General features: G+C 72.3%; 17 protein-coding genes. 11 read left to right on the top strand and 6 right to left on the bottom strand.

What is annotated here, in order from left to right; all coding sequences use genetic code 11:
- Positions 1–1727: 1727 nt before the first annotated feature.
- Positions 1728–1952, bottom strand: coding sequence for a DUF2631 domain-containing protein (locus QSK10_RS02285; protein WP_285660886.1), 225 nt, complete (start codon positions 1950–1952; stop codon positions 1728–1730).
- Positions 1953–2096: 144 nt separating this feature from the next.
- On the opposite strand from QSK10_RS02285, the gene QSK10_RS02280 reads away from it, so the two are divergent.
- Entirely contained in the window at positions 2097–3647 is a 1551-nt protein-coding gene (locus QSK10_RS02280; RefSeq protein ID WP_285660885.1) for a Rieske 2Fe-2S domain-containing protein, read from the top strand.
- Positions 3648–3713: 66 nt separating this feature from the next.
- The gene (locus QSK10_RS02275; protein ID WP_285660884.1) at positions 3714–4664 is read left to right on the top strand and encodes an ornithine cyclodeaminase family protein; all 951 of its coding nucleotides are present in this window, start codon (positions 3714–3716) and stop codon (positions 4662–4664) included.
- Positions 4665–5117: 453 nt separating this feature from the next.
- On the opposite strand, the gene QSK10_RS02270 is transcribed toward QSK10_RS02275, so the two are convergent.
- Positions 5118–5984 carry a TetR/AcrR family transcriptional regulator gene (locus QSK10_RS02270; protein WP_285660883.1) on the bottom strand — a complete coding sequence of 289 codons (867 nt, stop codon included), beginning with the start codon at positions 5982–5984 and terminating at the stop codon, positions 5118–5120.
- Between the two features lie 175 nt (positions 5985–6159).
- On the opposite strand from QSK10_RS02270, the gene QSK10_RS02265 reads away from it, so the two are divergent.
- The 8 genes from QSK10_RS02265 to map all read left to right on the top strand — a co-directional run bounded on the left by QSK10_RS02265 (position 6160) and on the right by map (position 16003).
- Positions 6160–8313: an MMPL family transporter gene (locus QSK10_RS02265; RefSeq protein ID WP_285660882.1), complete on the top strand. Its 2154-nt coding sequence runs from the start codon at positions 6160–6162 to the stop codon at positions 8311–8313.
- A 66-nt stretch (positions 8314–8379) separates the two neighbouring features.
- Positions 8380–9225 carry a formyltetrahydrofolate deformylase gene (gene purU, locus QSK10_RS02260; RefSeq protein ID WP_285660881.1) on the top strand — a complete coding sequence of 282 codons (846 nt, stop codon included), beginning with the start codon at positions 8380–8382 and terminating at the stop codon, positions 9223–9225.
- A gap of 93 nt (positions 9226–9318) precedes the next feature.
- Positions 9319–10506, top strand: a complete 1188-nt coding sequence (dxr, locus tag QSK10_RS02255; RefSeq protein ID WP_285662897.1) for a 1-deoxy-D-xylulose-5-phosphate reductoisomerase — start codon at positions 9319–9321, stop codon at positions 10504–10506.
- A 36-nt stretch (positions 10507–10542) separates the two neighbouring features.
- Positions 10543–11802, top strand: a complete 1260-nt coding sequence (locus QSK10_RS02250) for a M50 family metallopeptidase (protein WP_285660880.1) — start codon at positions 10543–10545, stop codon at positions 11800–11802.
- Between the two features lie 76 nt (positions 11803–11878).
- A complete protein-coding gene (gene ispG, locus QSK10_RS02245) occupies positions 11879–13048 on the top strand; it encodes a flavodoxin-dependent (E)-4-hydroxy-3-methylbut-2-enyl-diphosphate synthase (RefSeq protein ID WP_285660879.1) in 1170 nt (389 codons plus the stop codon).
- A gap of 26 nt (positions 13049–13074) precedes the next feature.
- Positions 13075–13914, top strand: coding sequence for a GNAT family N-acetyltransferase (locus QSK10_RS02240; protein ID WP_285660878.1), 840 nt, complete (start codon positions 13075–13077; stop codon positions 13912–13914).
- A 308-nt stretch (positions 13915–14222) separates the two neighbouring features.
- The gene (locus tag QSK10_RS02235) at positions 14223–14735 is read left to right on the top strand and encodes a hypothetical protein (RefSeq protein ID WP_285660877.1); all 513 of its coding nucleotides are present in this window, start codon (positions 14223–14225) and stop codon (positions 14733–14735) included.
- A 371-nt stretch (positions 14736–15106) separates the two neighbouring features.
- Entirely contained in the window at positions 15107–16003 is an 897-nt protein-coding gene (gene map / locus QSK10_RS02230) for a type I methionyl aminopeptidase (protein WP_285660876.1), read from the top strand.
- A 51-nt stretch (positions 16004–16054) separates the two neighbouring features.
- On the opposite strand, the gene QSK10_RS02225 is transcribed toward map, so the two are convergent.
- The 4 genes from QSK10_RS02225 to QSK10_RS02210 all read right to left on the bottom strand — a co-directional run bounded on the left by QSK10_RS02225 (position 16055) and on the right by QSK10_RS02210 (position 21990).
- Complete coding sequence (locus QSK10_RS02225; protein ID WP_285660875.1) at positions 16055–18907, bottom strand: FtsX-like permease family protein; 2853 nt, start codon at positions 18905–18907, stop codon at positions 16055–16057.
- Positions 18904–19620, bottom strand: a complete 717-nt coding sequence (locus tag QSK10_RS02220) for an ABC transporter ATP-binding protein (RefSeq protein WP_285660874.1) — start codon at positions 19618–19620, stop codon at positions 18904–18906. The genes QSK10_RS02225 and QSK10_RS02220 overlap by 4 nt, the downstream gene beginning before the upstream one ends.
- Positions 19617–20207, bottom strand: a complete 591-nt coding sequence (locus tag QSK10_RS02215) for a PadR family transcriptional regulator (protein WP_285660873.1) — start codon at positions 20205–20207, stop codon at positions 19617–19619. Before QSK10_RS02215 ends, QSK10_RS02220 begins: the two co-directional genes overlap by 4 nt.
- 700 nt (positions 20208–20907) lie before the next feature.
- Positions 20908–21990, bottom strand: coding sequence for a uroporphyrinogen-III synthase (locus tag QSK10_RS02210; protein WP_285660872.1), 1083 nt, complete (start codon positions 21988–21990; stop codon positions 20908–20910).
- Between the two features lie 182 nt (positions 21991–22172).
- Between QSK10_RS02210 and QSK10_RS02205 the strand changes: the two genes are divergently transcribed.
- On the top strand, positions 22173–23603 hold the full coding sequence (locus QSK10_RS02205) for an MFS transporter (RefSeq protein WP_285660871.1): 1431 nt from the start codon (positions 22173–22175) through the stop codon (positions 23601–23603).
- The last annotated feature ends 439 nt before the right edge of the window (positions 23604–24042 follow it).

Raw genomic sequence — 24042 nt, 5'->3', positions numbered from 1 at the left:
GCGCGACCGCCAGCCGGACCCCCGCGACATGCGGCACCCGCGCGACATGCACGACCCCCGCGACCGGGACATGCACGATCCGCGTGAGATGCACGATCCCCGGGACATGCACGACCCGCGTGAGATCCATGACCCTCGCGAGATGCACGACCCGCGCGACCGCGACATGCACGACCCTCGCGGCCGTCCGCCCGAGCCGCGCGGCGCCGCGCCCGCCGGGCGGGACCGCTTCGCGGCGCCGCCGCCCCCGCCGCCCGCCGCTCCTCCGTCGGCGCCCTCGGCGCCGGACCCCGAGGGCTTCGGGCACCTGGCCGGTGGCGACGATGAGGGCTTCGGCCACCTCGCGCCCCGCGATGACTTCGACGCGCGCCCCACGACGGGGCGCCGCAGCGGCGGCCTCTACAGCGGGCTGAGCGAGCTGGCCGGCGACGGACCGCCGCCGCCCGCTCCCGCGCCGCAGGCCGCGCCGTCCGCCGCCGCGGAGGACCGCTTCGCGCCGCCGCCCGCCAACCGCTTCGACCGCCCCGACGACCGTTTCGGGCCGCCTCCGGCGGCGCCGGAGCCGCCGCGCTTCGGGGGCGCGCCGGACGACCGCTACGGCCCCCCGCCGATCGACCGCGCCGCGCCGCCGTCGGCCGCCGACCGCTACGGTCCGCCCGCCGAGGACCGCTTCGCGCCGCCGCCCACGGCGCCGCCCCGTGAGCCCGCGTACGGCGGCGTGCCGCCCCGCGACGAGCGCCGCCCCGCGTCGCCGAGCGACCGCTTCGCGGCGCCGGGCCTCGCCGACGCGACGCAGATCCAGCCGGCCGTCCCGCCGATGACGCCGCCCGCGCCGCCGCGTCCCTCGGGGCCGCCGCCGGGGCGTGCGCCGTACGGCGAGCCGCCGGAGTCGCCCTATGGGCGCGACCGGGGTGCCTTCCCGGAGCCGGGGCGTCACGGCCGTCCGGAGATGACGACCGAGATGCGCGCGCCCGACTCGCCGTTCACGACGGACGACATCGCGCGCCTGGACTCGATCCGGCGTTCGTTCCAGCCGCGCCGTTTCGGCAGCGGCTACGACCCCTCGCAGGTCGACCGGCTGTTCGACGCGGTGTCGGCGACGATGACGGGGCGCGCCGCGGTGCCGCTGTCCGACGCGGAGCTCGACACGTCGCAGTTCAGCCTGGTGCAGGGCGGGTACTTCGAGGCCGAGGTCGACGCGGCGCTCCGGGAGATCCGGGACACGTTCGCGCGCCGTGGGCTGATGAGGTTAGACCCGTACGGACGTCCTGATGGAGGCCGCTACCGCTAGGTGGCGGCCTCCGCCGCGTCCCGGGACCGGGGGAGCGGGGAGACGGGGCCGCCTCGTGAGGGGGCTGCGTCGCGGCGCCGGCAGAGTGCCGGAGCGGCGCCGTCGGGGGCTTCGGGGCGCCGTTGGAACGGCGCGGGGCCGCGCCGTCCGGGGAGAGTGTTTTCGCAGGTGGTGCGCGACGCGGCGCGGGTTGACGGCGCGGCTCGCGGGGCATTGGGACGGGGCGACGGCGCGGGTTGACGGCGCGGCGCCGTGGGGGTGACGGGGCCACGTGGTTCGGCGCGCGCCGCAGGGTGACGGCGCTGTGCGGCGCGGTGGTCGCTCCGGGTTCCGGACAGAGTGACGCCCCGCGCGGGAGGGTGCGCGGGGCGGGTATGTGGTGCTCGTCCGCCGCTGGGCGGATCGGGCGCTGCCGGCGCCCTGGTGTTGCCGGGAGCTAGTCCTTCAGGCCGTTCTTGCGAAGGAGCCAGTCACCGGCGATCATCAGGGCGATGACGAGGGCGCTGCCCACGAGCCACAGGTCCTCGACGCGTCCCTCGTGGTTGCCGATCGTGTAGAGCAGCAGGACCACGATGGAGATGATGCCACCGGTGTAGGCGAGCTTCCGGTTGGTGGGCTTGTGCTGGTCCGGTGACGTCACCGGTTCGTTGCCGCCTGCCACTGCGCGACACCTTCCGTCGAGGTAGTTGATCGTGATGCGGTTCAGCCCTCAGTTTCCCATGACCACCGGAGGGCGCGGAGGGTGGTCCGTGTAGCGTCATTGCCCGGGTAGTGACCTTAGATCTACGAAGGGACCGAACCTCTCGTGCGCATCACCGGTACCGGACACGCGAGCATGTTCATCGAGACGGCGGCGGGGAGCATCCTCACCGACCCCTGGGTGAACCCGGCTTACTTCGCCTCGTGGTTCCCGTTCCCGGACAACTCGCGGCTCGACTGGGACCGGCTCGGCCAGTGCGACTACCTCTACGTCTCGCACCTGCACCGCGACCACTTCGACGAGCAGCACCTTCGCGAGAAGATCTCGAAGAAGACCACGGTGCTGCTGCCGGAGTACCCGACCTCCGAGCTTGAGGACGAGCTGCGCGAGCTGGGCTTCCGGAACTTCATCCGCACCGTCAGCGGCGAGATCACCGAGCTCGACGGCGGCGTGAAGGTCATGATCCAGGCGCTCACCTCGCCCACGGACGGCCCGATCGGCGACTCGTCGCTGTGGATCGAGGACGCCGACGGCGTGCGCCTGCTCAACCAGAACGACGCCCGTCCGACCGACCTGTCCGAGTTCACCAAGCTCGGGCACATCCACGCGCACCTGCTGCAGTTCTCCGGCGCGATCTGGTACCCGATGGTCTACGAGCTGCCGGACGCCGCCAAGCGCGCCTTCGGCAAGCAGAAGCGCGACCGGCAGATGGACCGCTCGCTGCGCTACATCGACGACGCGAAGGCGAGCTGGATCTTCCCGATCGCGGGACCGCCGTGCTTCCTCGACGACGCGCTGTGGCAGTTCAACGACATCCACGGCGACGAGGGGAACATCTTCCCCGACCAGCAGGTCTACCTCGACTACCTCGCCGAGAACGGCCGCGACAACGGCGTCATCCTGCTGCCCGGGACGGTGTCGACCGTCACGGAGGACACCTGCGTCTCCGAGCACCCGGTGCCCGACGTCCGCGAGTTCTTCGCGAACAAGGAGCAGCACCTCGTCGAGTACCGCGAGCGGCAGCGTCCGGTCATCGAGGCCGCGAAGAAGTCGTGGGAGCACCCGGAGATCGACCTCCTGGCCGAGCTGAAGACCCGGATCGAGCCGCTGATGGCCGAGGCGGAGATCATGTCCGCCGGGATCAACGGGCCGGTCCGCTTCGACCTCACCGCGCCCGACTCCGAGGAGGTCGTGGAGCGGATCGTGTTCGACTTCCCGACGGGTGAGGTCCGGCACGACGCGGGCGAGAAGGTCCGCTACCGCTTCAAGACCGAGCGTCGCCTCATCGAGCACCTGCTGCACATCGACGAGATCGACTGGGTCAACTCGCTGTTCCTGTCCTGCCGCTTCTCCGCGCGCCGGATCGGCCAGTACAACGAGTTCGTCTACACGTTCTTCAAGTGCCTCTCCGAGGAGCGCCTCAACTACGCCGAGGGCTGGTTCAGCGAGCGCGATGAGGGCGGCGAGGACATCGCCCTCGACGGCTGGACGGTGCAGCGGCGCTGCCCGCACCTGAAGGCCGACCTCACCCGCTTCGGGAAGATCGAGGACGGTGTCCTGACGTGCCAGATGCACGGGTGGAAGTGGAACCTGGCGACCGGCCGCTGCATCACCAGCGTCGGCAACGACATCCGGGCCGAGCGGCGCGGCGAGTAGGTTCCCGGATTCACGAGGCCGTCCCTGGCGGTTGCGCGGCGCGGCGGCCCGGGTGAGGGTGGCGCCATGACCGTACTGCTGAACCGTTCGGCCGTGTCGTCGCTGCTGGATCCCGGCGCGGTGCTGCACGCGCTGCGCGAGGGCTTCGTCGCCGAGTCGCCGGTGCCGCCACTGCGCGCACGGACCGACCTGCCGGGGCCGGGGACCGCCGTGGCGCAGCTCCCGGGCCTCGTCGCGGGCGTCCCGGCGTACACCGTCAAGGTCAACGCGAAGTTCCCCGCCGCCGCGCCGGCGCTGCGCGGCGTCGTGTGCCTGCACGACCTCGCCGACGGCGCGCTGCTGGCGCTGCTGGACTCCGCCGCCGTCACCGCGTGGCGCACGGGACTCGCCGCGGCGCTCGCTACGGACGTCCTCGCCGCGCCGGGGGCGGGCTCCGTGGCGGTGATCGGGGCGGGCGCGCAGGCGCGTGTCGTGCTGCAGGGGCTGAGCCGGTTGCGGACGCTGACGCGGCTGACGGTGTGCGACGTGGACCGCTCGCGCGCGATGGCGTTCGCGCTGGAGCACGAGACGCTGCTCGGCGTGCCCGTGGAGGTCGCCGACACGCCCGCCAAGGCCGCGACGCTGGCGTCGGTGGTGATCACCGCGACGTGGTCGCGCGAGCCGTTCCTCGACGCCGACGACCTGCGGCCCGGCATGCACGTCACGGCGCTCGGGGCCGACGAGCCGGGCAAGTCGGAGCTGACCGCCGACGCGCTCACGGCGGGGCGGACGTTCGTGGACGACCTCGGCCTGGCGGTGGCGACCGGCGCGCTCGGCAACGCCGGGCTCGGGGCGGGCGCCGCGGCGGCGACGATCGGGCAGGTGCTGCGCGGCGACCGCGCGGGGCGGGTCACGCCGATCGACGTGACCGTCTACGCGCCGGTGGGGTTGCCGTGGCAGGACCTGGCGCTGGCGTGGCCGGTGTACCGCGCGGCGCTGGGGGCGGGGCGGTACCCGGAGGTCGACTTCCTGGCTTAGACGGCGCGGCGCCGCGGGGGCGGTGCGCGGCGCGGCGGTGCCGCGCCGTGGCTCGGTGCGGGGCCGTGCGGGGCGGCGTCGTGGCTGGTACGGGGCGGCGTGGCCGGTGCACGGCGCGGGCCGTGGCGAGTGGGACGGGGCGGGGCAGCGGGTGGCGCGAGGCGGCTCGGCGCCGCGCCGTGCGGGGCGGACGGGGCCGCTCCGGGCGGGCGACGGAGCGGGCTCGGCGGGTGGGCGCCGCGACTTGGCGCGGCGCCGTACGGCGCGGGTGCGGGGCGGGGTGGGGCGGCACACGGCGCGGGGTGCGGGGTGCTTCGGCGCGGGCGCCGCGCCGCCGGTGCGGGCGGCATTTTTGGGGGGAGGGGGCTGCGGGGCCGCGCCGTGTCGCGGGGCTGCGCGGCGCGGTGCGTTGCGGGGCGCCGTGGGTGGGACGGGGCGGCTCCGCGCCGCGCGTTACGGGGCGGCGTGCGGCGCGGCGGCGCCGCCGGCGTCACCCGCGCTCTCGGAGCCCGCGGCGTCCTCGGCGCCGGTCCGCGCGGCGCCGCCGCCGTCGCCCTCGCCGTCGGGGCCCAGCCACGAGCCGATGTCGACGGTCAGCTGCGAGGCCATCTCGATCAGGAGCGCGTCGAAGAGCTCGGTGGAGCTGTGGATGATCGGGAGCTGCCCGTAGACCTCCATGGCCACCAGGCCGTAGAGGCGGATCCAGTAGCTCAGGAACAGGAACGCGAACTCCACCGGGACGTCGGCGCCGATGTGGCGGGAGCAGGTGAGCAGCTCGTCGCGCAGGGCGGGGGAGAGCGGGGGGATCTGGGGGGTGGGGAGGGGGAAGCCGCGTTCGGTGTCGTCCTGGACGTACAGGGCGCGGAAGAGGCGCCCGAAGACCGTCGAGAAGCGCAGGTGGGAGGCGAAGGGCTCGACGTCGTGGGGGAGCGAGTGGTCGGCGGCGCCGGGGGAGACGCTGGCGAACATGAGGGTGAACTCCGCGCGGTGGCCGACCGCCCAGGTGCGGAAGGCGCGGGCCGCGGTGAGCAGGCGGCCGACGTAGTCGGTGGGCGCGTGGGTGTCGCAGGCGGCCTGCATGTACTCGCGGAGCTCGTCGTAGAGGTCGACGTTGAGGGCCGTCATCAGGGCGTCGAGGCTCGGGAAGTACCGGTACAGCGCGGGCGCGCCCATGCCCATCTCGCGCGCGATGGCGCGCAGTGAGATCGCGTCGGGGCCGCCTGCGGTGAGCTGGCGGCGCGCGACGGCCTTGATCTCGGCGAGTGTCGCGGCGTGGACGCGCTCACGGCGGGTGGGCGGTTTGGGTGTGACCGGCTCCACGCTTCTCCTTCTCGATTCGCCCGCTTTGCGCGTTGACAAACGCGAACGGCATTGCTGATAGTGAACGGTGTTCACGCTAGTGAGTGCTGTTCAAGCTTAGTGGCTCGCGCGTCGCCAGTCGATCAACTGTGGGCTTGGCGACGGCGCGACCCTGTCCCGGGAGGACGGTTCGAAAATGTTCGCATGGTGGGGACGGGTGGTCGCCCGGGCGCGCTGGGCCGTGCTCGGCGTCGGCGTGCTCGTCGCCGTGATCGGGGCGCTGTGGGGGACCGGCGTCTTCGGGGCCGTCTCCGACGGCGGGTTCTACGATCCCGACAGCCCCAGCTCGCAGGCCGCCGAGCGCATCGCCGACACCTACGGGCGCCAGGCCACCGACGTGGTCGCCCTCTACTCGTCCCCGGACAAGACCGTGGACGACGAGGCCTTCAAGCGGGCGGTGGAGTCCACGCTCGCGGGACTCGCCTCGCGCACCGAGATCGCCGACGTGAAGTCGCTCTACACCCCGGGCCTGCCGCCGCAGGTCGCGGAGAACTTCATCGCGGAGGACCGGCACTCGACCTACGCGCTGATCCGGCTCGCCGGTGACGACGAGGGCGCGCGGTCCAAGCAGTTCAAGGACGTGCGGGACCTCCTGAACGCGCCCGGCCTCACCACCGAGCTGGGCGGCCCCGCCGCGATCTTCTCCGACGTGAACACGCAGACGCAGGACGACATCGTCAAGGCCGAGACGGTCTCGATGCCGATCCTCCTGCTGCTCCTGGTCGTCATCTTCGGCAGCGTCATCGCCGCGCTCACGCCGCTGATGGTGGGCGTCCTGGCGATCCTCGGCGCGTTCACCGTCACGCGGCTGCTGACCTACGTCACCGACGTGTCGGTGTTCGCGATCAACATCATCACCATCATCGGCCTGGGTCTGGCCATCGACTACGCGCTGTTCGTGGTCAACCGCTTCCGCGAGGAGCTGCACGCCGGCCACGACCGCGAGACCGCCGTCTCGCGCACGATGGCCACCGCCGGGCGGACGGTGACGGTCTCGGCCGTCATCATCATGCTGTCGCTGGCGGGGCTGCTGCTGTTCCCGCTGCCCTTCCTGAAGGCGATGGCCTACGGCGGCATCTCCGCCGTCGCGGTCGCGATGCTGGGCTCCCTGACGGTCCTCCCGGCGCTGCTGAGCGTCCTGGGCCCGAAGGTGGACTCCTGGCGCATCCCGTTCCGCCGCGTGGCCACCGGGCCCAGCGAGAGCCGCTTCTGGGGCCGCGTCGGGCAGGGCGTCATGAAGCGTCCCGCGCTGTTCATCATCGGCGTCCTGGCGCTGCTGGCCCTGGTCGCCAGCCCGTTCCTGCACGCCAACTTCGGCGGCGTCGACGAGCGCGTCCTGCCGCCCGGGTCGGAGAGCCGCGTCGTCACCGAGAAGATGCGCGAGGACTTCCCCGGCGCCGGACTGGCGAAGCTGGACGTCCTCGTCGAGGGCGACGCCGCGGCCGTGCAGGCCATGGCGCAGCGCATCGACGACGTGACCAACGTCGACGCGGTGTCCGTCAAGGTCCCCGCCGACGGGAAGGCCGCCCTCCTGGGCGTCCACTTCGCCATCGACCCCGAGAGCGGGGACGCGCGGGCGATCGTCCGCGACATCCGCGACCTCGGCCCGTCGGTGCACGTCACCGGGCAGACGGCGATCCTGGAGGACCAGCTCACCGGCCTCACCGACCGGCTGCCATGGATGGCGCTGCTCGTCGCCGGGGTCACCCTCATCCTGCTGTTCCTGGCCTTCGGCTCGGTGCTGCTGCCGATCAAGGCCGTCCTGATGAACGTGGTGTCGATCGGCGCGTCCTTCGGGGTGATCGTGTGGATCTTCCAGGACGGGCACCTGGCGGACCTGCTCGGCTTCACACCCCTCAGCGGGCTCGAACCCACCAACCTGCTGCTGATGCTGGTCCTGCTGTTCGGGCTGTCCACCGACTACGAGGTGTTCCTGCTGTCGCGCGTCCGCGAGGAATGGGACGCCGGCAAGGACAACACCACCGCCGTGGTCACCGGGCTGCGCCGCACCGGCGGGATCATCACCTCCGCCGCGCTCCTGCTCATCGTCGTCGTCGCCGGATTCGCCTCCGGCGGGATCGTGTTCATCAAGATGATCGGCATCGGCATGATCGTGGCGATCCTCGTCGACGCGACACTCGTGCGCGGCCTCCTCGTCCCCGCCACGATGCGCGTCCTGGGCCGCGCGAACTGGTGGTCGCCGCGGTTCCTGCGCGGCCTCTACGCCCGCTACGGCGTGAGCGAGGCCGAGCCCGCCGCGCCGTCCCGCGAGCCCGTCGAGGTGCCGTGACCAGCATGTGACGCCGGGTACCGGGTGGGGGTCCCCGCCCGGTACCCGGCGTTTACGATGCCAACGGTGAGCGGTGAGTACATCCTGATCCTGTCCTGCCCCGACCGCGTCGGCATCGTGCACGCCGTCGCCGGATTCCTCGCCGAGCGCGGCGGGAACATCAAGCACTCCAACCAGTTCTCCGACCCCGGCAGCGGGCGCTTCTTCATGCGCGTCCAGTTCACCTGCGACACCTCAGTGGCGGGACTGCGCGTGGACTTCGCCGCCGTCGGCGCCGCCTTCGGCATGGAGTGGGAACTGCACGACACCACCGCCCGGCAGCGCGTGCTGGTCCTGGTGTCCAAGCAGGACCACTGCCTCAACGACCTCCTGTACCGCTTCCGCACCGGCGCCATCCCCGGCGAGCTGACCGCGGTCGTCTCCAACCACCCCGACGCGCGCGTCCTCACCGACGCCGCGGGCGTGCCCTTCCACCACCTGCCCGTCACCACCGGGACGAAGGCCGAGCAGGAGGGCCGGATCCTCGAACTCGTCGAGTTCTACCGCGCCGATGTCGTCGTCCTCGCCCGCTACATGCAGGTCCTCTCCGACGACTTCTGCGCCAAGCTGTCGGGACGCATCATCAACATCCACCACTCCTTCCTGCCCAGCTTCAAGGGCGCCAGGCCCTACCACCAGGCCTACGACCGCGGCGTGAAGATCATCGGCGCCACCACCCACTACGTGACCGCCGACCTCGACGAGGGACCGATCATCGAGCAGGAGATCGCCCGCGTCGACCACGCCATGAGCCCGTCCGAACTCGTCGCCGTCGGCCGCGACCTCGAATCCCTCGTGCTGGCCCGCGGCCTCACCTGGCACCTCGAACACCGCGTCGTCATGAACGGCGGCCGGACGGTCGTCTTCCGCTAGCCGGCCGCGATCGCCGGGGCCGCGCCCGTCCCGGCGACCGCTCAAGAACCTCCCAGTGTCGTGCGCGACAATGATCGGGTGAGTCCACGCGAGATCGTCATCCTCGGCTCGACCGGGTCCATCGGCACGCAGGCCATCGACGTCATCGAACGGAACCCCGGGCGGTTCCGCGTCGTCGCCCTCGGCGCCGGGGGCGGCAACCCCGCCCAGCTCGCCGCGCAGGCCCTCGCGCTCGGCGCCGAGGTCGTCGGCGTCGCCAAGGCCAGCGCCGCGCAGGACCTCCAGCTCGCCTTCTACGCGGTGGCCAAGGAGCGCGGCTACTCCTCGGGCGACTTCCGCGTCCCCCGCATCGTCGCCGGGCCCACCGCCATGACGGAGCTGGCCGCTCTGCCCTGCGACCTCGTGCTGAACGGGATGACCGGGTCCATCGGCCTCGGGCCGACCCTGGCGGCGCTGAAGGCGGGCCGCGTCCTCGCGCTGGCCAACAAGGAGTCCCTGGTCGCCGGGGGCGAGCTGGTGCGCTCGCTGGCCGCGCCGGGGCAGATCGTGCCGGTCGACTCCGAGCACTCCGCGCTGGCCCAGTGCCTGCGCAGCGGGCGCGCCGAGGAGGTCCGGCGGCTCATCCTCACCGCGAGCGGCGGGGCCTTCCGCGGGCGCAAGCGCGAGGAGCTGACCGAGGTCACGCCCGCGCAGGCGCTGGCGCACCCGACCTGGAACATGGGCCCGGTCGTCACCATCAACACCGCGACGATGGTGAACAAGGCCCTTGAGGTCATCGAGGCCCACGAGCTGTTCGGCGTGCCCTACGACGACATCCGGGTGATGGTGCATCCCCAGTCCGTCATCCACTCCATGGTCGAGTTCACCGACGGGTCGACGATCGCGCAGGCGAGCCCGCCGGACATGCGGCTCCCGATCGCCCTCGCGCTCGGCTGGCCCGACCGGGTGGCCGACGCCGCCCCCGCGGTCGACTGGACGGCGTCCCACACCTGGGAGTTCGCGCCGCTGGACGACGACGCGTTCCCGGCCGTGCGGCTGGCCATGCACGCCGGGCGGACCGGCCGGTGCCTCCCGGCGGTGTACAACGCGGCCAACGAGGAACTCGTGGACGCCTTCGCCGCCGGCCGCCTCCCGTTCCTGGGCATCGTGGACACGCTGGAGCGGGTCCTCGCCGAGGCGCCCGATTTCGGGCGACCGGGTACCGTCGAGCAGGTGCACGCGGCCGAGGAGTGGGCGCGAGCGCGGGCAACGGAGCTTGTGCACGACCACGTACGCGCCTAGTCGGCGACCGTCTTTCGAAGGGGAGTTCCAACTCAGATGATCTTCGCGCTCGGTGTCGTGCTGTTCGCCCTGGGCATCCTCATCTCGGTGGCCTTCCACGAGGCGGGCCACATGTGGTCCGCGCGTGCGTTCGGGATGAAGGTCACCCGCTACTTCATCGGTTTCGGGCCGACGATCTTCTCCTTCCGGCACAAGGAGACCGAGTACGGGCTCAAGGCCATCCCGGCCGGCGCGTTCGTGAAGATCATCGGGATGACCCCCCTTGAGGACGAGGAGGAGGTCGCGCCCGAGGACAAGAACCGGGTGTTCTGGCGCAAGCCGCTGTGGCAGCGCACGATCGTCCTCGCCGCCGGCTCCATCAGCCACTTCATCCTCGGCCTGCTGATCCTGTGGGTGCTGGTGTCGTTCGTCGGCGTCGGCAACCCCGCGCAGCGCGACTTCTACGACAACTCCGTCGCGCACGCCGTGGTGAACGTCTCGAACGCGTGCACGCCCCCGGCCGACGCGACCACCGCCTACGCGTGCAAGGACACCGACGCGGCCGGACCGGCGAAGCTGGCCGGCCTTCAGGACGGCGACCAGGTCGTCAAGGTCGGCGCCACCGCCGTGGCGAGCTGGAAGGAGATGGCCACCGCGATCCAGGCCCTCACCCCCGGCCAGCCGGTGACGGTGACGGTCCTGCGCGGCGGGCAGAACGTCGACCTGAGCGTCACCCCCTACGCCGGGCCGCTGGTCGACAAGGCGGGCAACGTCACCAAGACCGTCGCCAAGATCGGCGTCGAGCCCTACATCGACCCCGCGATCCCCTCGACGGTCACCTACGGCGCCATCGACGGCATCGGCGCGACCTTCCGCTACACCGGCGACATGGCCGTCCAGATCGGCCAGTCGATGATGCGGATCCCCGAGAAGGTCCCGGCCCTGTGGAACTCCCTCACCGGCGGCGAGCGCGATCCCGACACCCCCGTGTCGGTCGTCGGCGCCAGCCGCATCGGCGGTGAGCTGGTCGAACGCAGTGAATGGCAGATGTTCTGGGTGCTGCTGGCCTCGCTGAACTTCTTCATCGGCGTGTTCAACCTGCTGCCGCTGCTGCCGCTGGACGGCGGGCACATCGCGATCGCGTGGTTCGAGAAGGTCCGCAGCTGGATCTACGCCCGGATGAAGAAGCCCGACCCCGGACGGGTGGATTACCTGAAGCTGCTTCCGGTCACATACGTGGTGATTGTTATCTTTGCGGGGTTCACCCTGCTCACGGTGGCCGCCGACATCATCAACCCGATCCAGATATTCAAATAGCCTTCCCCGGCGGGCGACCCCGCCCGCCGGGTGTACCGAAAACCCCCGCCCCCGCGGGACAGGTCCGGAGGGACTCTTGAGCACTGTCAGTCTCGGTATGCCGTCGCTGCCTCCCCCGCCGATCGCCACGCGGCGCCAGACCCGCCAGCTGAACGTCGGTGGCGTCCTCGTCGGCGGCGGCGCCCCGGTCAGCGTCCAGTCCATGACGACGACCCTGACCTCGGATGTGAACGCGACGCTGCAGCAGATCGCCGAGCTCACCGCGTCGGGCTGCCAGATCGTGCGCGTGGCCGTCCCGAGCGCCGACGACGCCGAGGCGCTGCCGATCATCGCGCGGAAGTCGCAGATCCCGGTGATCGCCGACATCCACTTCCAGCCCAAGTACGTGTTCGCCGCGATCGAGGCGGGCTGCGCGGCGGTCCGGGTGAACCCGGGCAACATCAAGAAGTTCGACGACAAGGTCGGCGAGATCGCGCGCGCCGCGAAGAACGCCGGGACGCCGATCCGCATCGGCGTCAACGCCGGGTCCCTCGACCCGCGCCTGCTCGCCAAGTACGGCAAGGCCACCGCCGAGGCCCTCGTGGAGTCGGCGCTGTGGGAGTGCTCGCTGTTCGAGGAGCACGACTTCCGCGACATCAAGATCTCGGTCAAGCACCACGACCCGGTCGTGATGATCCGCGCCTACCGGCTGCTGTCGGAGCAGTGCGACTACCCGCTGCACCTCGGCGTGACCGAGGCCGGCCCGCAGTTCCAGGGCACGATCAAGTCCTCCGTGGCCTTCGGCGCGCTGCTGGCCGAGGGCATCGGTGACACCATCCGGGTGTCGCTGTCGGCGCCTCCGGTGGAGGAGGTCAAGGTCGGCAACGCGATCCTGGAGTCCCTGGGGCTGAAGGAACGCGGCCTGGAGATCGTGTCGTGCCCGTCGTGCGGGCGCGCGCAGGTCGACGTGTACAAGCTCGCCGAGGAGGTCACCGCCGGTCTGGACGGGCTCCCGGTGCCGCTGCGCGTGGCCGTCATGGGCTGCGTCGTGAACGGCCCCGGTGAGGCCCGCGAGGCCGACCTGGGTGTGGCCTCCGGCAACGGCAAGGGCCAGATCTTCGTGAAGGGGCAGGTCGTGAAGACCGTTCCCGAGGCGCAGATCGTGGAGACCCTCATCGAGGAGGCCCTGCGCCTGGCCGATGAGATGGGCGCCGACATCCCCGAGGAGCTGCGCGAACTCGTCAAACCCGTCGTCGAGGTGCACTGACCGCGCGAGGCTGGCAGGCTAGGGGCGTGGAAGTCACGCTTCCGGTGCGGCTGCTCGCCGCCCAGGATCACGCCGCGGTCACCCGGCTGCTGGACGCACGTCCGGCGGCCGGGGCCTTCGTCGCCGACCGTCTCGACCATTACGGCTGGCACCGGGGTGCCGGGCGGCTGTACGGGTACAGCCGCGGCGGCGAACTGGTCGCGGTGTGCCTGTCGGGGGCGAACCTCGTGCCGGTCGGCACCGACGCCGACGCCATGGACGCGTTCACCGGGATGGTGCGGCGCGAGGGCCGCCAGTGCTCCTCGATCGTCGGGGACGCCGAGGCGGTCCTGCGCCTGTGGAGCGGGCTGCGCCCGTACTGGGGCGCGGCGCGCGCGGTGCGCGAGCGCCAGCCGCTGCTGTGGGCCGACCGTCCCGCCGCGATCGCGCCGGACCCGTTCGTGCGGCGCTGCCGCCCGAAGGACATCACGGCGGTGTTCCCGGCCGCGGTGGCGATGTACACCGAGGAGGTCGGGGTCTCGCCGCTGCACGACCGGTCGAGCGCGGCCGCCTACCGCGACCGGCTGTCCTCGCTCATCGCCGCGGGACGCTCCTACGCGCGCATCGACGACGGCCGTGTGGTGTTCAAGGCCGAGATCGCGGTTCTCACCAGGCACACCGCGCAGATCCAGGGCGTGTGGGTCGCGCCGGAGTTCCGTGGCCAGGGACTGGCGGCGCCGTGCGTCGCCGCGGTCATCAACGACGCCCTCGGACGGCACGCGCCCTCGGTGAGCCTTTACGTGAATGACTTCAACATCCCCGCGACGCGCGCGTACGAGCGATGCGGGATGCGGCAGGTGGGGGAGCTGGCGACCGTCCTGTTCTGAGTTCGCACGGTAGCAATGCAGATGCAGGATGAGGACTCTGTCGGCATTTTCGTGCTGACGGGTAGCCGACTCATCACTCCCACTCGCCAGTGATTTGCAGCAAGGTGGTTGGTGTACCCGAGCGGGCTGCCCCACCCGAGAACCTTAGTGTCAGATACCAGACAGAATCGGTCGCCAAGGTCTCAAATAGGACCAATCGGATTTCAGCGAACACGGGACAGCTCAGGCGGCCACCGAAAATAATGACCCCTGTACGGCTAGTAACGAGCCGCAGGGCGTTCAGTGACGATCGATGAGGTGAGGACCCCATGGGGAGGATCGTTCGACAGGTCTCGGACGGGGTGACCAAGCACTACTGGTATCCCGGCGAGAAAGCCGACTGGATCAAGGCAGGCATCGCGGTCGGCGCGGGCGCGGTCACCTTCGCGCTCGTGGCGATCGTTCTCAAGGACATGCTCGTCGCGGCCGTCCTGGGCACGTCGGTGACGACCGGCATCGGTGGCGTGAACCTCGGCCGCCGTGACGTCACCGCGCTTCAGGGCTTCCCCGACGTCACCGCGGCCCGCAAGGCCGCCGTCGCGCACGCCAGCCGTGCGTGCTGGCGCGGGCTGCTCTACGGATTCACCGCCGCCGCGGCCGCGGTGTTCATCGTCAACATGCCGCACACCGGCTTCGTGGCCGACTGGCTGCTTCCCGTCGTCCCGGCCATCGTCGGCGCCATCGCCCACCAGGCGGGCATGGTCTACGAGCGCATGGGCCAGGTGGCCCCCGCCGAGGCCGAGGCCGCCGAGGACCCGAAGGAACTGGAGCCCGCGGGCTGAGGTCTCTCGTCCGGACCCCCGGTTCCCGCATGGGGCCGGGGGTTCGCCGTGCGTGGTGGGAGGTGAGCCGGCGCGGGGCGGCTGCCGCTGGTCCGCGTTGGGGTCGGACCGGGCGCTCGACCGTGTCGGGTGTGTCGGACGGGAGCGGGCCCCGCGCCGGCTCGGATCCCGCCGCCGGAGGAACTCCGGCGATGCTGAGATCCGCTCTGCTGTCGATCGGTTCGCAGACCGGGTCAACGTGTCCGGGGTGCCCCGGGACGCAGATCTGGTTCCCTTACCACGTCCCACATACTGCCGTGGCCGGCCGTGCGGGGCAAGGGCATTTCAGGGCGTGGAGCGTGCTGGGGCGGCGCCTCGTTAACCTTGCCGGTATGACAACTCGCGCTCCGATCACGCCCGGCGTCCTGTCGGGCCACCGGGACGTCCCCCGCTCCATCCCCCGGCCCGAGTACGTGGGCAAGAAGGGCCCCGCGCGGTTCACCGGCTCCGAGGTGAAGACCCCCGAGCTGATCGAGCGCATGCGCGTCGCGTGCCGCCTGGCGGCCGACGCGCTGGTGCTGGCCGGGGAGCACGTGAAGCCCGGCGTCACCACCGACCACGTCGACCAGGTCGTCCACGAGTACCTGTGCGATCACGGCGCCTACCCGTCGACCCTGGGGTACCGGAGCTTCCCGAAGTCGTGCTGCACGTCCCTGAACGAGGTGATCTGCCACGGCATCCCCGACTCGACGGTCATCGAGGACGGCGACATCGTCAACGTGGACATCACCGCCTTCATCGAGGGCGTCCACGGTGACAACAACGCGACCTTCCTCGCCGGTGAGGTGTCGGAGGAGGCGCGGCTGCTGGTCGAGCGCACCTACACCGCGACGATGCGCGGCATCAAGGCCGTCGCGCCGGGCCGCATGCTCAACACCGTCGGCCGCGTGATCGAGGCCTACGCGAAGCGGTTCGGCTACGGCGTCGTCCGCGACTTCACCGGGCACGGCATCGGCGAGTCCTTCCACTCGGGGCTGTACGTGCCGCACTACGACAAGCCCGACCTGGACGTGGTGATGGAACCCGGCATGACCTTCACCATCGAGCCGATGATCGACCTGGGCACCTACGAGTACGACATCTGGGACGACACGTGGACGGTGGTGACCAAGGACCGGAAGTGGTCGGCGCAGTTCGAGCACACCGTCCTGGTCACCGACTCGGGCGTGGAGATCCTGACGATGCCGACCGAGGGGCCTTCGGCGGGCACCCCCGAGTCGGCGCGCTAGAACGCGAGAGAGCCCCGGACCCGCACGGGTCCGGGGCTCACGCGTGCGCGCTCAGCCCGCGCGCCGCTCCACCGGCAGCCGGGACCGGGTGAACAGTCCCGCCCCGAGGATCGCGATCAAGGGGATGGCGACCAGGGCCACGCCCAGGACCAGCCACGGCATCGTCAGCGGGTACGGGGCCATGCGGGGATACATCTTCCCGTAGCCGATGTTCAGCGTGACCACGATCGCCAGCGACGCGCCGAGACCCGCCAGGGTGCCCAGGATCGCGCCCAGCAGCGAGATCACCCCCGACTGGGACAGCGCCAGCCTGCGCCGCACCCCCGGCGAGGCGCCGACCGCGCCGAGCGTGGCGAGGTCGCGGCGTCCCTCCGCGGCGGCGAGCCCCGTGGCCATCGCCGTCGCGCCGAGCGCGACGACACCGGCGATACCGGCCAGAATCCACGTCATGATCGTCGTCTCGTCGATGCCGCTGCGGGGACGGGCGAACTCGACGTTGACGCTGACCTCGCCGTTCTTCATCGCGCTCGCGCTGCCGATGCCGGCCGCGGCGAGGTCGGCGTTGAACTTCTTCTCCGCCGCGACGTCCGGCACGCTCTTCATGGACGCCACGATCAGGTCGACCTTCACGTCCAGCTTCAGCCGCTGCGCCAGCGACGGCGCGACGAACTGCGTGCCGCGCGGCAGCTTCGTGCCGGTCAGCGCGGCCCCGGGGGCGGTGACACTGTCGACCGTCGTCCGCTTCTCCTCCACGCCGGTCCACTCGACGCTCACCGTCTGGACGGTCGCCTTGCCGCCGTCGAGCAGGTCCTCGTCCAGGACGACGATCCCGCCCTCGTCGAGGACCTTCTGCGCGGCGGCCAGCTCGGGACCCGTCGCGCCGGTCACCGCGGCCAGGAGCTTCCCGTCGGCGACGATCGTCCCCGGCCGGAACGACGCCATGATCCAGCCGTCGTTCCCCTGCTTGCAGTAGGGGTTCTTGACGGCCTCGGCCTGGTCCTCCTTGGAGAGCATGCCCATACTCGCCTGCGCGTCATAAGGGCACGTGCGGGCCGGGGGAGTGACGACCTCGACCATGCAGCCCTTCGACGTGTCGGCGCTCTTGCACTCGCCGTAGGACACCTCGATGACGTCGGCGACCGGGAGGCCGGCGCGCAGCAACTCGATCGCCTTCGCCTGGGCGGCGGTCATCCGCTGAGGCGCGTCCGGGGGAAGCGGGATCAGCGCGTTGGTGCTCTGGTCGTAGTCCTGGTACTGGTACAGGCTCATCACGACCGTGCCCTCGGGGAGAGGCGACGCGTTGATGTCGTCATTGCGCTGCCTCTCGGCGACCGCGAACGCGCTGACCGCGATCGCGCCCGCCACCACCGCCATGACCGCCGAGATCGCCGGGGCCGTGGACGCGCGGTTGCGCCCCGCGTCCCGCAGCGCGATGCGCGGCGCCAGCGACAGGAACCGGCCGATCTTGGAGATGCCGCCCAGGAACGCCGGGGTGCACAGCACGAACCCGAACTGCGCGGCGGCCGCCGCGGCGACCAGCAGCGTCAGCTCCGACGTCACCGCTCCGGCGACGCCGACGAGCGCGCCGATGACCACCAGAGAGACACCGAGGATGAGCCACCGCTTGCGCGACCGCGTCACGCCGCGCCGCCCCGTCAGCGCCGCGATGACGTTCTGCCGCGCCACCGTGAACGCCGGGACCAGCGCCGAGAGGAGACCCGTCAGCACGGCCAGCAGAGCCAGCGGCCCCGTGAACGCGATCAGGAACCGCACACCGCCGGCCCGGTACCCGAGATAGGGCTCGATGAACGGGATCGCCACCGTCGCCAGCAGACAGCCCAGCAGCACGCCCACGACCGCCGCGACCGCGCCGAGGACGACGCCGCTCGCCAGCACCGTCCGCCGCACCTGCGCCGGGGTCGCGCCGTTCGCCGCGAGGAGCGCGTACTCCCGCGACCTGCGCTTGGCGCTGATGGCGAACGCCGGTCCGGCCAGCAGGACCAGCTCCAGGACCACCATGCCGCCGATCATGCCGAGCATGCCGATCGTCGCGGCGTCCGGCCCGCTACTCCCGTCGGAGCTCTGGCCGTAGACCGCCTCGAACGGGTCGTAGTCCGGGGGATCGATCGAGACCGACTTCGAGTAGGCGACGATGCCCTTCTTGTTCAGGCCCTGGATCTGCTCCCACGTCAGCGGGTTCGGCGAGTCGAACAGGTACCGCGAGGGCACGGCGCCCGGGAACGCCTTCGCCGAGCCCACCGCGAACGCCTCGCGAAGCTCGCTCGGGTTCTCCACGATCCCGACGACCTTCAGCTTCATGGCCGGTTCGCGCAGCTCCAGGGTGTCCCCGATGCCCAGCTTGAGCCACGAGGCGGCCTCGGGGTTGATCGCGATCTCGTCGGCACCCTGCGGCGCCTTCCCGTCGAGGAGCTCGTAGGCTCCCTCGAACACCTTGTCGTTCAGGTCCATGACCGCATAGGGCAGGTCCTGGAGCTTGTTGTCCACCGCGACCCGCGAGGTGCCCTCCGCGAGCCCGACGAGACGCCCACCGGGCGGCATCTGCGCGAGCAGCTCGCCCATCGGGTCCGCGCCCGCGACGTGAGGGGTGCCCTGCACGAAGCTCTTCCCGTCGGGGGAGAGCACGTACCCGTTCATGTACGAGTTGTCGGGCTCCTGGAGCAACGGGGAGTCGGCCTGCCACGCGACCGCGGCCTGCGCCGCGCCCAGGGCGCGCTCCGTCGTCTCCTCCGGGGTGAGCTGGAACCGGTCCAGCAGCGTCGCGCCCAGCGCGATCGCCACCACCGGGAAGGCCAGCAGGCACAGGATCAGGACCGAACGGCCCTTCGTGCGCTGCGCGTCGCGGCGCGCGATGCGCAGCGCGAGCCGGATGCCGGACAGGCTCACTGAGCGGCCTCCAGCAGGTCCTCGGCCTCCGGCAGCGGACCCGAGGCGTCGACGACGAGACCGTCCCGCAGGAAGATCACCCGGTCGGCCCAGCCCGCGTGGCGCGCGTCGTGCGTGACGAGCACACCCGCCGCGCCCGCGTCGCACCGCGCGCGCAGCAGCCGCAGCACCGACTCGCCGGTCTGCGAGTCCAGCGCGCCCGTCGGCTCGTCGGCCAGCACCAGACGGCGCTCGCCGACGACGGCGCGGGCGATGGCGACGCGCTGCTGCTGGCCGCCGGACATCTCGTCCGGGAACCGCGCGGCCAGCTCGGGGATGGCGACATCCTCAAGGGCCTTCGCGGCGACGGCGCGCGCCTTGCGCACCGAGACGCCGTCCAGCTCCAGCGGCAGCGCGACGTTCTCGATCGCGGTGAGGCTGGGGAGCAGGTTCAGGTCCTGGAAGACGTAGCCGATGGCGCGGCGCCGCAGGGCGGCGAGGCTGCGCCGGCTGAGCTGGGAGATGGCGGTGCCTTCGACGAAGACCTCGCCGGTGGACGGGGCGTCGAGGCCGCCGGCCAGGTTGAGCAGTGTGGACTTGCCGGACCCCGAGGGGCCCATCACCGCGACCAGCTCGCCGGGCTGCACCGCGATGCTCACGCCGCGCAGGGCGTGAACCGCGGCTTCGCCGGAGCCATGTGTCCGGTGGACGTCTCTGAGTTCGAGGACGGTCATGTCGTCTCCCCGGTCGGGACGGTCTCTCGCGCCTCTTCGGGCGCGGTGACCGTCGACGTATTGGTCGCATTCCGCTGGTGCCGCATCAATGACGCCTCGCAGTGGTCGAGCCACCGCACCTCCGCCTCGACGCGGAAGATCATGGCGTCGATGATCAGCAGCCATGAGATGTCGGCCTCCCCGGTCGCCCGGGACTTGAGGCGCGTGTACTCCTGGAGCGCCCGCACGCTCGCCGTGCGCTGCGTCTGCACGACGGCGCGGACGTCGATGCCCGGCGTGCACAGCGCGAGGGCGAGCTTGATGGCCAGCTCGTCACGGGGCCGCTCCGCGCCGCTCACCGGCGTGGCGAACCACGCGACGAGCGCGCCGCGTCCCGCGTCGGTGATCTCGTAGGGCCGCTGGCCCTGCGGGTTCTCGCCGAGCGGGCGCACCAGGCCGTCACGTTCGAGGCGGTTCAGGGTCGTGTAGACCTGACCGATGTTCAGGGGCCAGGCCGCCCCCGTGGACTCCTCGAACGCCGCGCGCAGCTGGTAGCCGTAGGCCTCACCGCGTTCGAGCAGAGCGAGCAAGCCGTACTTGATGCTCACGTTGTCTCTCCTCCTCGTCAGTCGGCGGATGCATACGACGTATGGCCTCACGCCTTGAGAGTATGTATACCGGGTATGCGCAAGGGCAATGGGGAGGGCTCCCCGGTTTGTGGGGTGGCGTGTCGCGGAGGTGGCGGAGGGTGGGGTGGTTTGTGACGGGGAGTGGAGGGTCGGGCTTGTGGGGCACGCGGCGTGGAGGGGTGCGTGCGGGGCGGGGCGGGGTTGGCGGACGGCGCGGCGGCGTGCCGTCCGCGGCGCCGCGGCGAGAGCACGGCGCTGCCCCGTCACGGCGCTGCCCCGTCACGGCGCAGCCCCGTCGTGCGATACGTCGCGCGCGACCTGCGGAAACGCTCGCCGCGGGAGTGTGCGGTGCGGCGCCTGCATACCGAGTATGCGCCTCGTGTGGAGTCGCTCCGCAGCTCGCGACGGGGCGGCTCCGCAGGCCCGACGGGGCACCACCGACGCCGCCGCGCCGCGCTCCTCCACGGGGCGGCCCCGTTGACGACGGCGCGGCCCCGTGGTGCGCCGCGCAGCGGGGTCGTTTGTCGCGACGGCGCGGCGCCGCGCCGTCCGGCCTCGCGTCGCGGCACTCGGTGGGCCGGGAGCACGGTGCCGGGTGAGGACGCCGGAGTACCGCCGCCCGGCCTGCGCGGCGGCGAGGCGCTCCACGGCGCCGCGGCGGGTTCGGCTCCGGCGCCGGTCAGTCGACCGCCAGGCGGTAGCCGCGTTTGACGACCGTCTGGACGCAACCGCGCAGCTTCAGTCCGTCGCGGAGCCGCGTCACCGCCATCTCGACCGCGTGGCCGTCCGCGCCGCGCGGGAGGTGCCCGAGCAGCTCGGCGCGGGACAGGACGCGTCCGCGCGCCGCGCAGAGCGCGCGGAGCACCGCCATCGGCGCCGGGGGGAGCGTCCGCGCGGTGCCGTCGACGACGACCAGGTGGCCCCGCACTTCCATGTCGTGCCCCGACGTGAGGCGGACGCGGCGCGCTCGCGCCGGGAGGGCGACCGCGACGGTGCGGGCCAGCGCCGTGAGGCGCGCACGGGGCGGCTGCGTCGCGGGGATGCCGAGGCGGCGCAGCGCCGTCGCGGACACGGGGCCGACCGCCGCGGCGAGGACGTCGCCGCGCAGCGCCGCGACGAGCGCGGCCGCCTCGTCGTCCGCGACGCGTAGCAGCGCCGCAACGGCGGGGGCGCTGGTGAAGGTCACGGCGTCGACGCGGCGCGCGCCGATCGCGTCGACGAGGCGCTGCGCAGGGGCGAGGTCGGGCGGCAGCGTCCACCGGTGCACCTCGATGGGGTGCACCGCCGCGCCGTGGCGACGTCGCAGCGCGGCCAGGACATCCTCGCGCGCGGCGCCGTGGATCACCGCCGCCAGGCGCTGGCCACGGGGCGGTTCGGTGCCGTCGTCGCTCGTGGCCTGGAACCCTGCGACGCGGAGCGCGGCGAGGGCGCGCGGGGCCGCGGCGTGGAGCTCCCAGCGGGCGAGCGCGGCGCGGAGCCGCGCGCCGAGTCCCCAGCCGTCGACGGCGGCGAGCCAGCTCGTCAGGGCCGCGCCGGAGGTGACGATCAGCGTGCCGGGCGATTCGCGGAGCAGCTCGATCGTCGCGGCGCGGAGCATGTGGTCGTCGGGCGGCGCGACGGTGCGGAGCGGGGCTGCGGAGACGACGCGCGCGCCGCGGTGTTCGAGGAGCGCGGCGAGCTCCGCTCCGCGCCGCCAGGCCGTGACCGCGACGGTGAAGCCCGACAAGGGGCCGGTGAGGAGAGAGTCGTCGGGTTCTGCCATGAGGACGAGCGTGTTGGGCGCGCGTTTCGGGTCGTTGGCGGCGATGTTTCGGTCTTGCTACGGGAGAGATGTTCAGGAGTCGATCGGCACGTGTCGCTTTAGGACGCCGCTCGCGAGACGCGCGCCACGTCCCACTCGAACCGGGTTGACTTCAAGTCCACTTGAAGTTGCAGTCTCATCCCGTGACCACGACATCCGAGCCCCCCGCACTCGCCGCCCCGGACGACCCGAACGCCCCGGCGGACGACTCGGCGCCCGCCCCCGCGGCGCCGGTCCGGATCTTCGCGCGCCCCTACCGCTCCCTCAGCATCGGCTCGATCGCGCTGGCCGCGCTCGTCGCCTACGAGGCGCTCGCCGTCAGCACCGCCATGCCGAGCGTCGCGCGGAGCCTCGACGGCGTCGCGCTCTACGCCCTCGCCTTCGGCGGCACGATGGCCGCCAGCGTCGTCGGGATGGCGATCGGCGGCGTGTGGAACGACCGGCGCGGCCCGGTGCGGCCGATGTGGATCGGCCTCGCGCTGTTCCTCGTCGGCCTGCTCATCGCCGGGGCGGCGACGAACATGTGGTCGCTGATCGGGGGCCGCGTCGTGCAGGGGCTCGGCGGCGGGGTCTTCAACGTGTCGCTGTACGTCCTGGTCGGACGCGCCTTCCCGGAGGCGATGCGGCCGAAGATGTTCGCGGCGTTCGCCGCGGCGTGGGTCGTCCCGTCCATCGTCGGGCCGGCGATCACCGGAGTGATCGTCGAGCACGCGAGCTGGCGGCTGGTGTTCCTCGGCATGCCGCTGCTGGCGATCCCGGCGTCGCTCCTGATCCGGCAGGGCCTGCGTGGCACCGACACCGACGTGCCCGGCGAGGTATCGCGGCGGGACGCGGCGCGGCGCATCGGCTGGGCGCTCGCGGCGGGCACCGGAGCGGCGCTGCTCCAGTACGGCGGGCAGCTGCGCGGCGTCCTGGCCGTCGTGACGCTCGTCGCGGCGCTCGGCGTCATCGCGGCGGCGGTCCCGCGGCTGCTGCCGCGCGGGACGGTGCGGTTCGGACGGGGGCTGCCGACGGTCGTCGCGATGCGCGGGGTGGCGGCGTCGGCCTTCGCCGCGGCGGACGTGTTCGTGCCGCTGATGCTCTCGAAGGAGCGCGGGCTGTCGCCGTCGCTCGCCGGGCTGACGCTGACCGTGGGCGCGGTGTTCTGGTCGACGGGATCGTGGCTGCAGGCGCGTCCCAACCTCCGGCTCGGGCGTCCCGCCCTGATGCGGCTCGGGATGATCTCGCTGACCGTGGGGATCGCCATCGTCGCGCTCGCCCTGGTGCCCGCCGTGCCGGTCGTGGTCGCGATGGCCGGATGGTCGTTCGCCGGGCTGGGGATGGGGCTGGTGTACCCGCTGTTCTCGGTGCTGACCCTGGAGATGTCGCCGACGTCGGAGCAGGGCGCCAACAGCGCCGCGCTGCAGCTGGCGGACGCGGTCGGGACCGCGTCGCTGCTGGCGGTGACCGGCTCGGTGTTCGCCGCGCTGCTGTCGCACGGGACGATCGCGTTCGTGCCGATCTACGCCGTCGCGGCGGGACTGGCGCTCATCGGAGCGCTCGGCGCGCACCGGATCGTGCCCAAGGCGGCGTGACGGGGCGGGAGTCGTGGTCGGCCGGGGAGTCGCTCCCCGGCCGTTTCGTTTCGGTGCGGCTTGGAGGCCGCGGCGCGGCGCCGACGGAGCGGCGCAGTGTGGACGGTGCGGCGCGGCTCACGGGGCGGCGGCGCCGCGTCGACGGGGCCGCGCCGATGGGGGCGAAGGCGGTGCGTGGGGTGGTCTTGTACGGCGTGCTCTGTACGGGCCTCACTGTGGACGCCCTTCGCTGTACCGCGTCCACAATGAGCGGCCGATTCTGTAGCCCGCACGGAATGGGCGCGATGGGACAGGCTGCCACAGCCGTTCACGGGGCTGCGCCGTGACGGCGCATACGGCGCGCGTGAACTGGGAAAACGCTCGTTCTGCGGGAGGTGGCGACGGCGCTGCGGCGCGGTTTGACGGGGCCGCGCCGTGGCTTCGACGGGGCCGCGCCGTG

This window comes from Actinorhabdospora filicis (assembly GCF_030269765.1).
GTDB classification, from domain to species: Bacteria; Actinomycetota; Actinomycetes; order Mycobacteriales; family Micromonosporaceae; genus Actinorhabdospora; species Actinorhabdospora filicis.
This window is presented reverse-complemented; position numbering and strand designations above follow the sequence as displayed.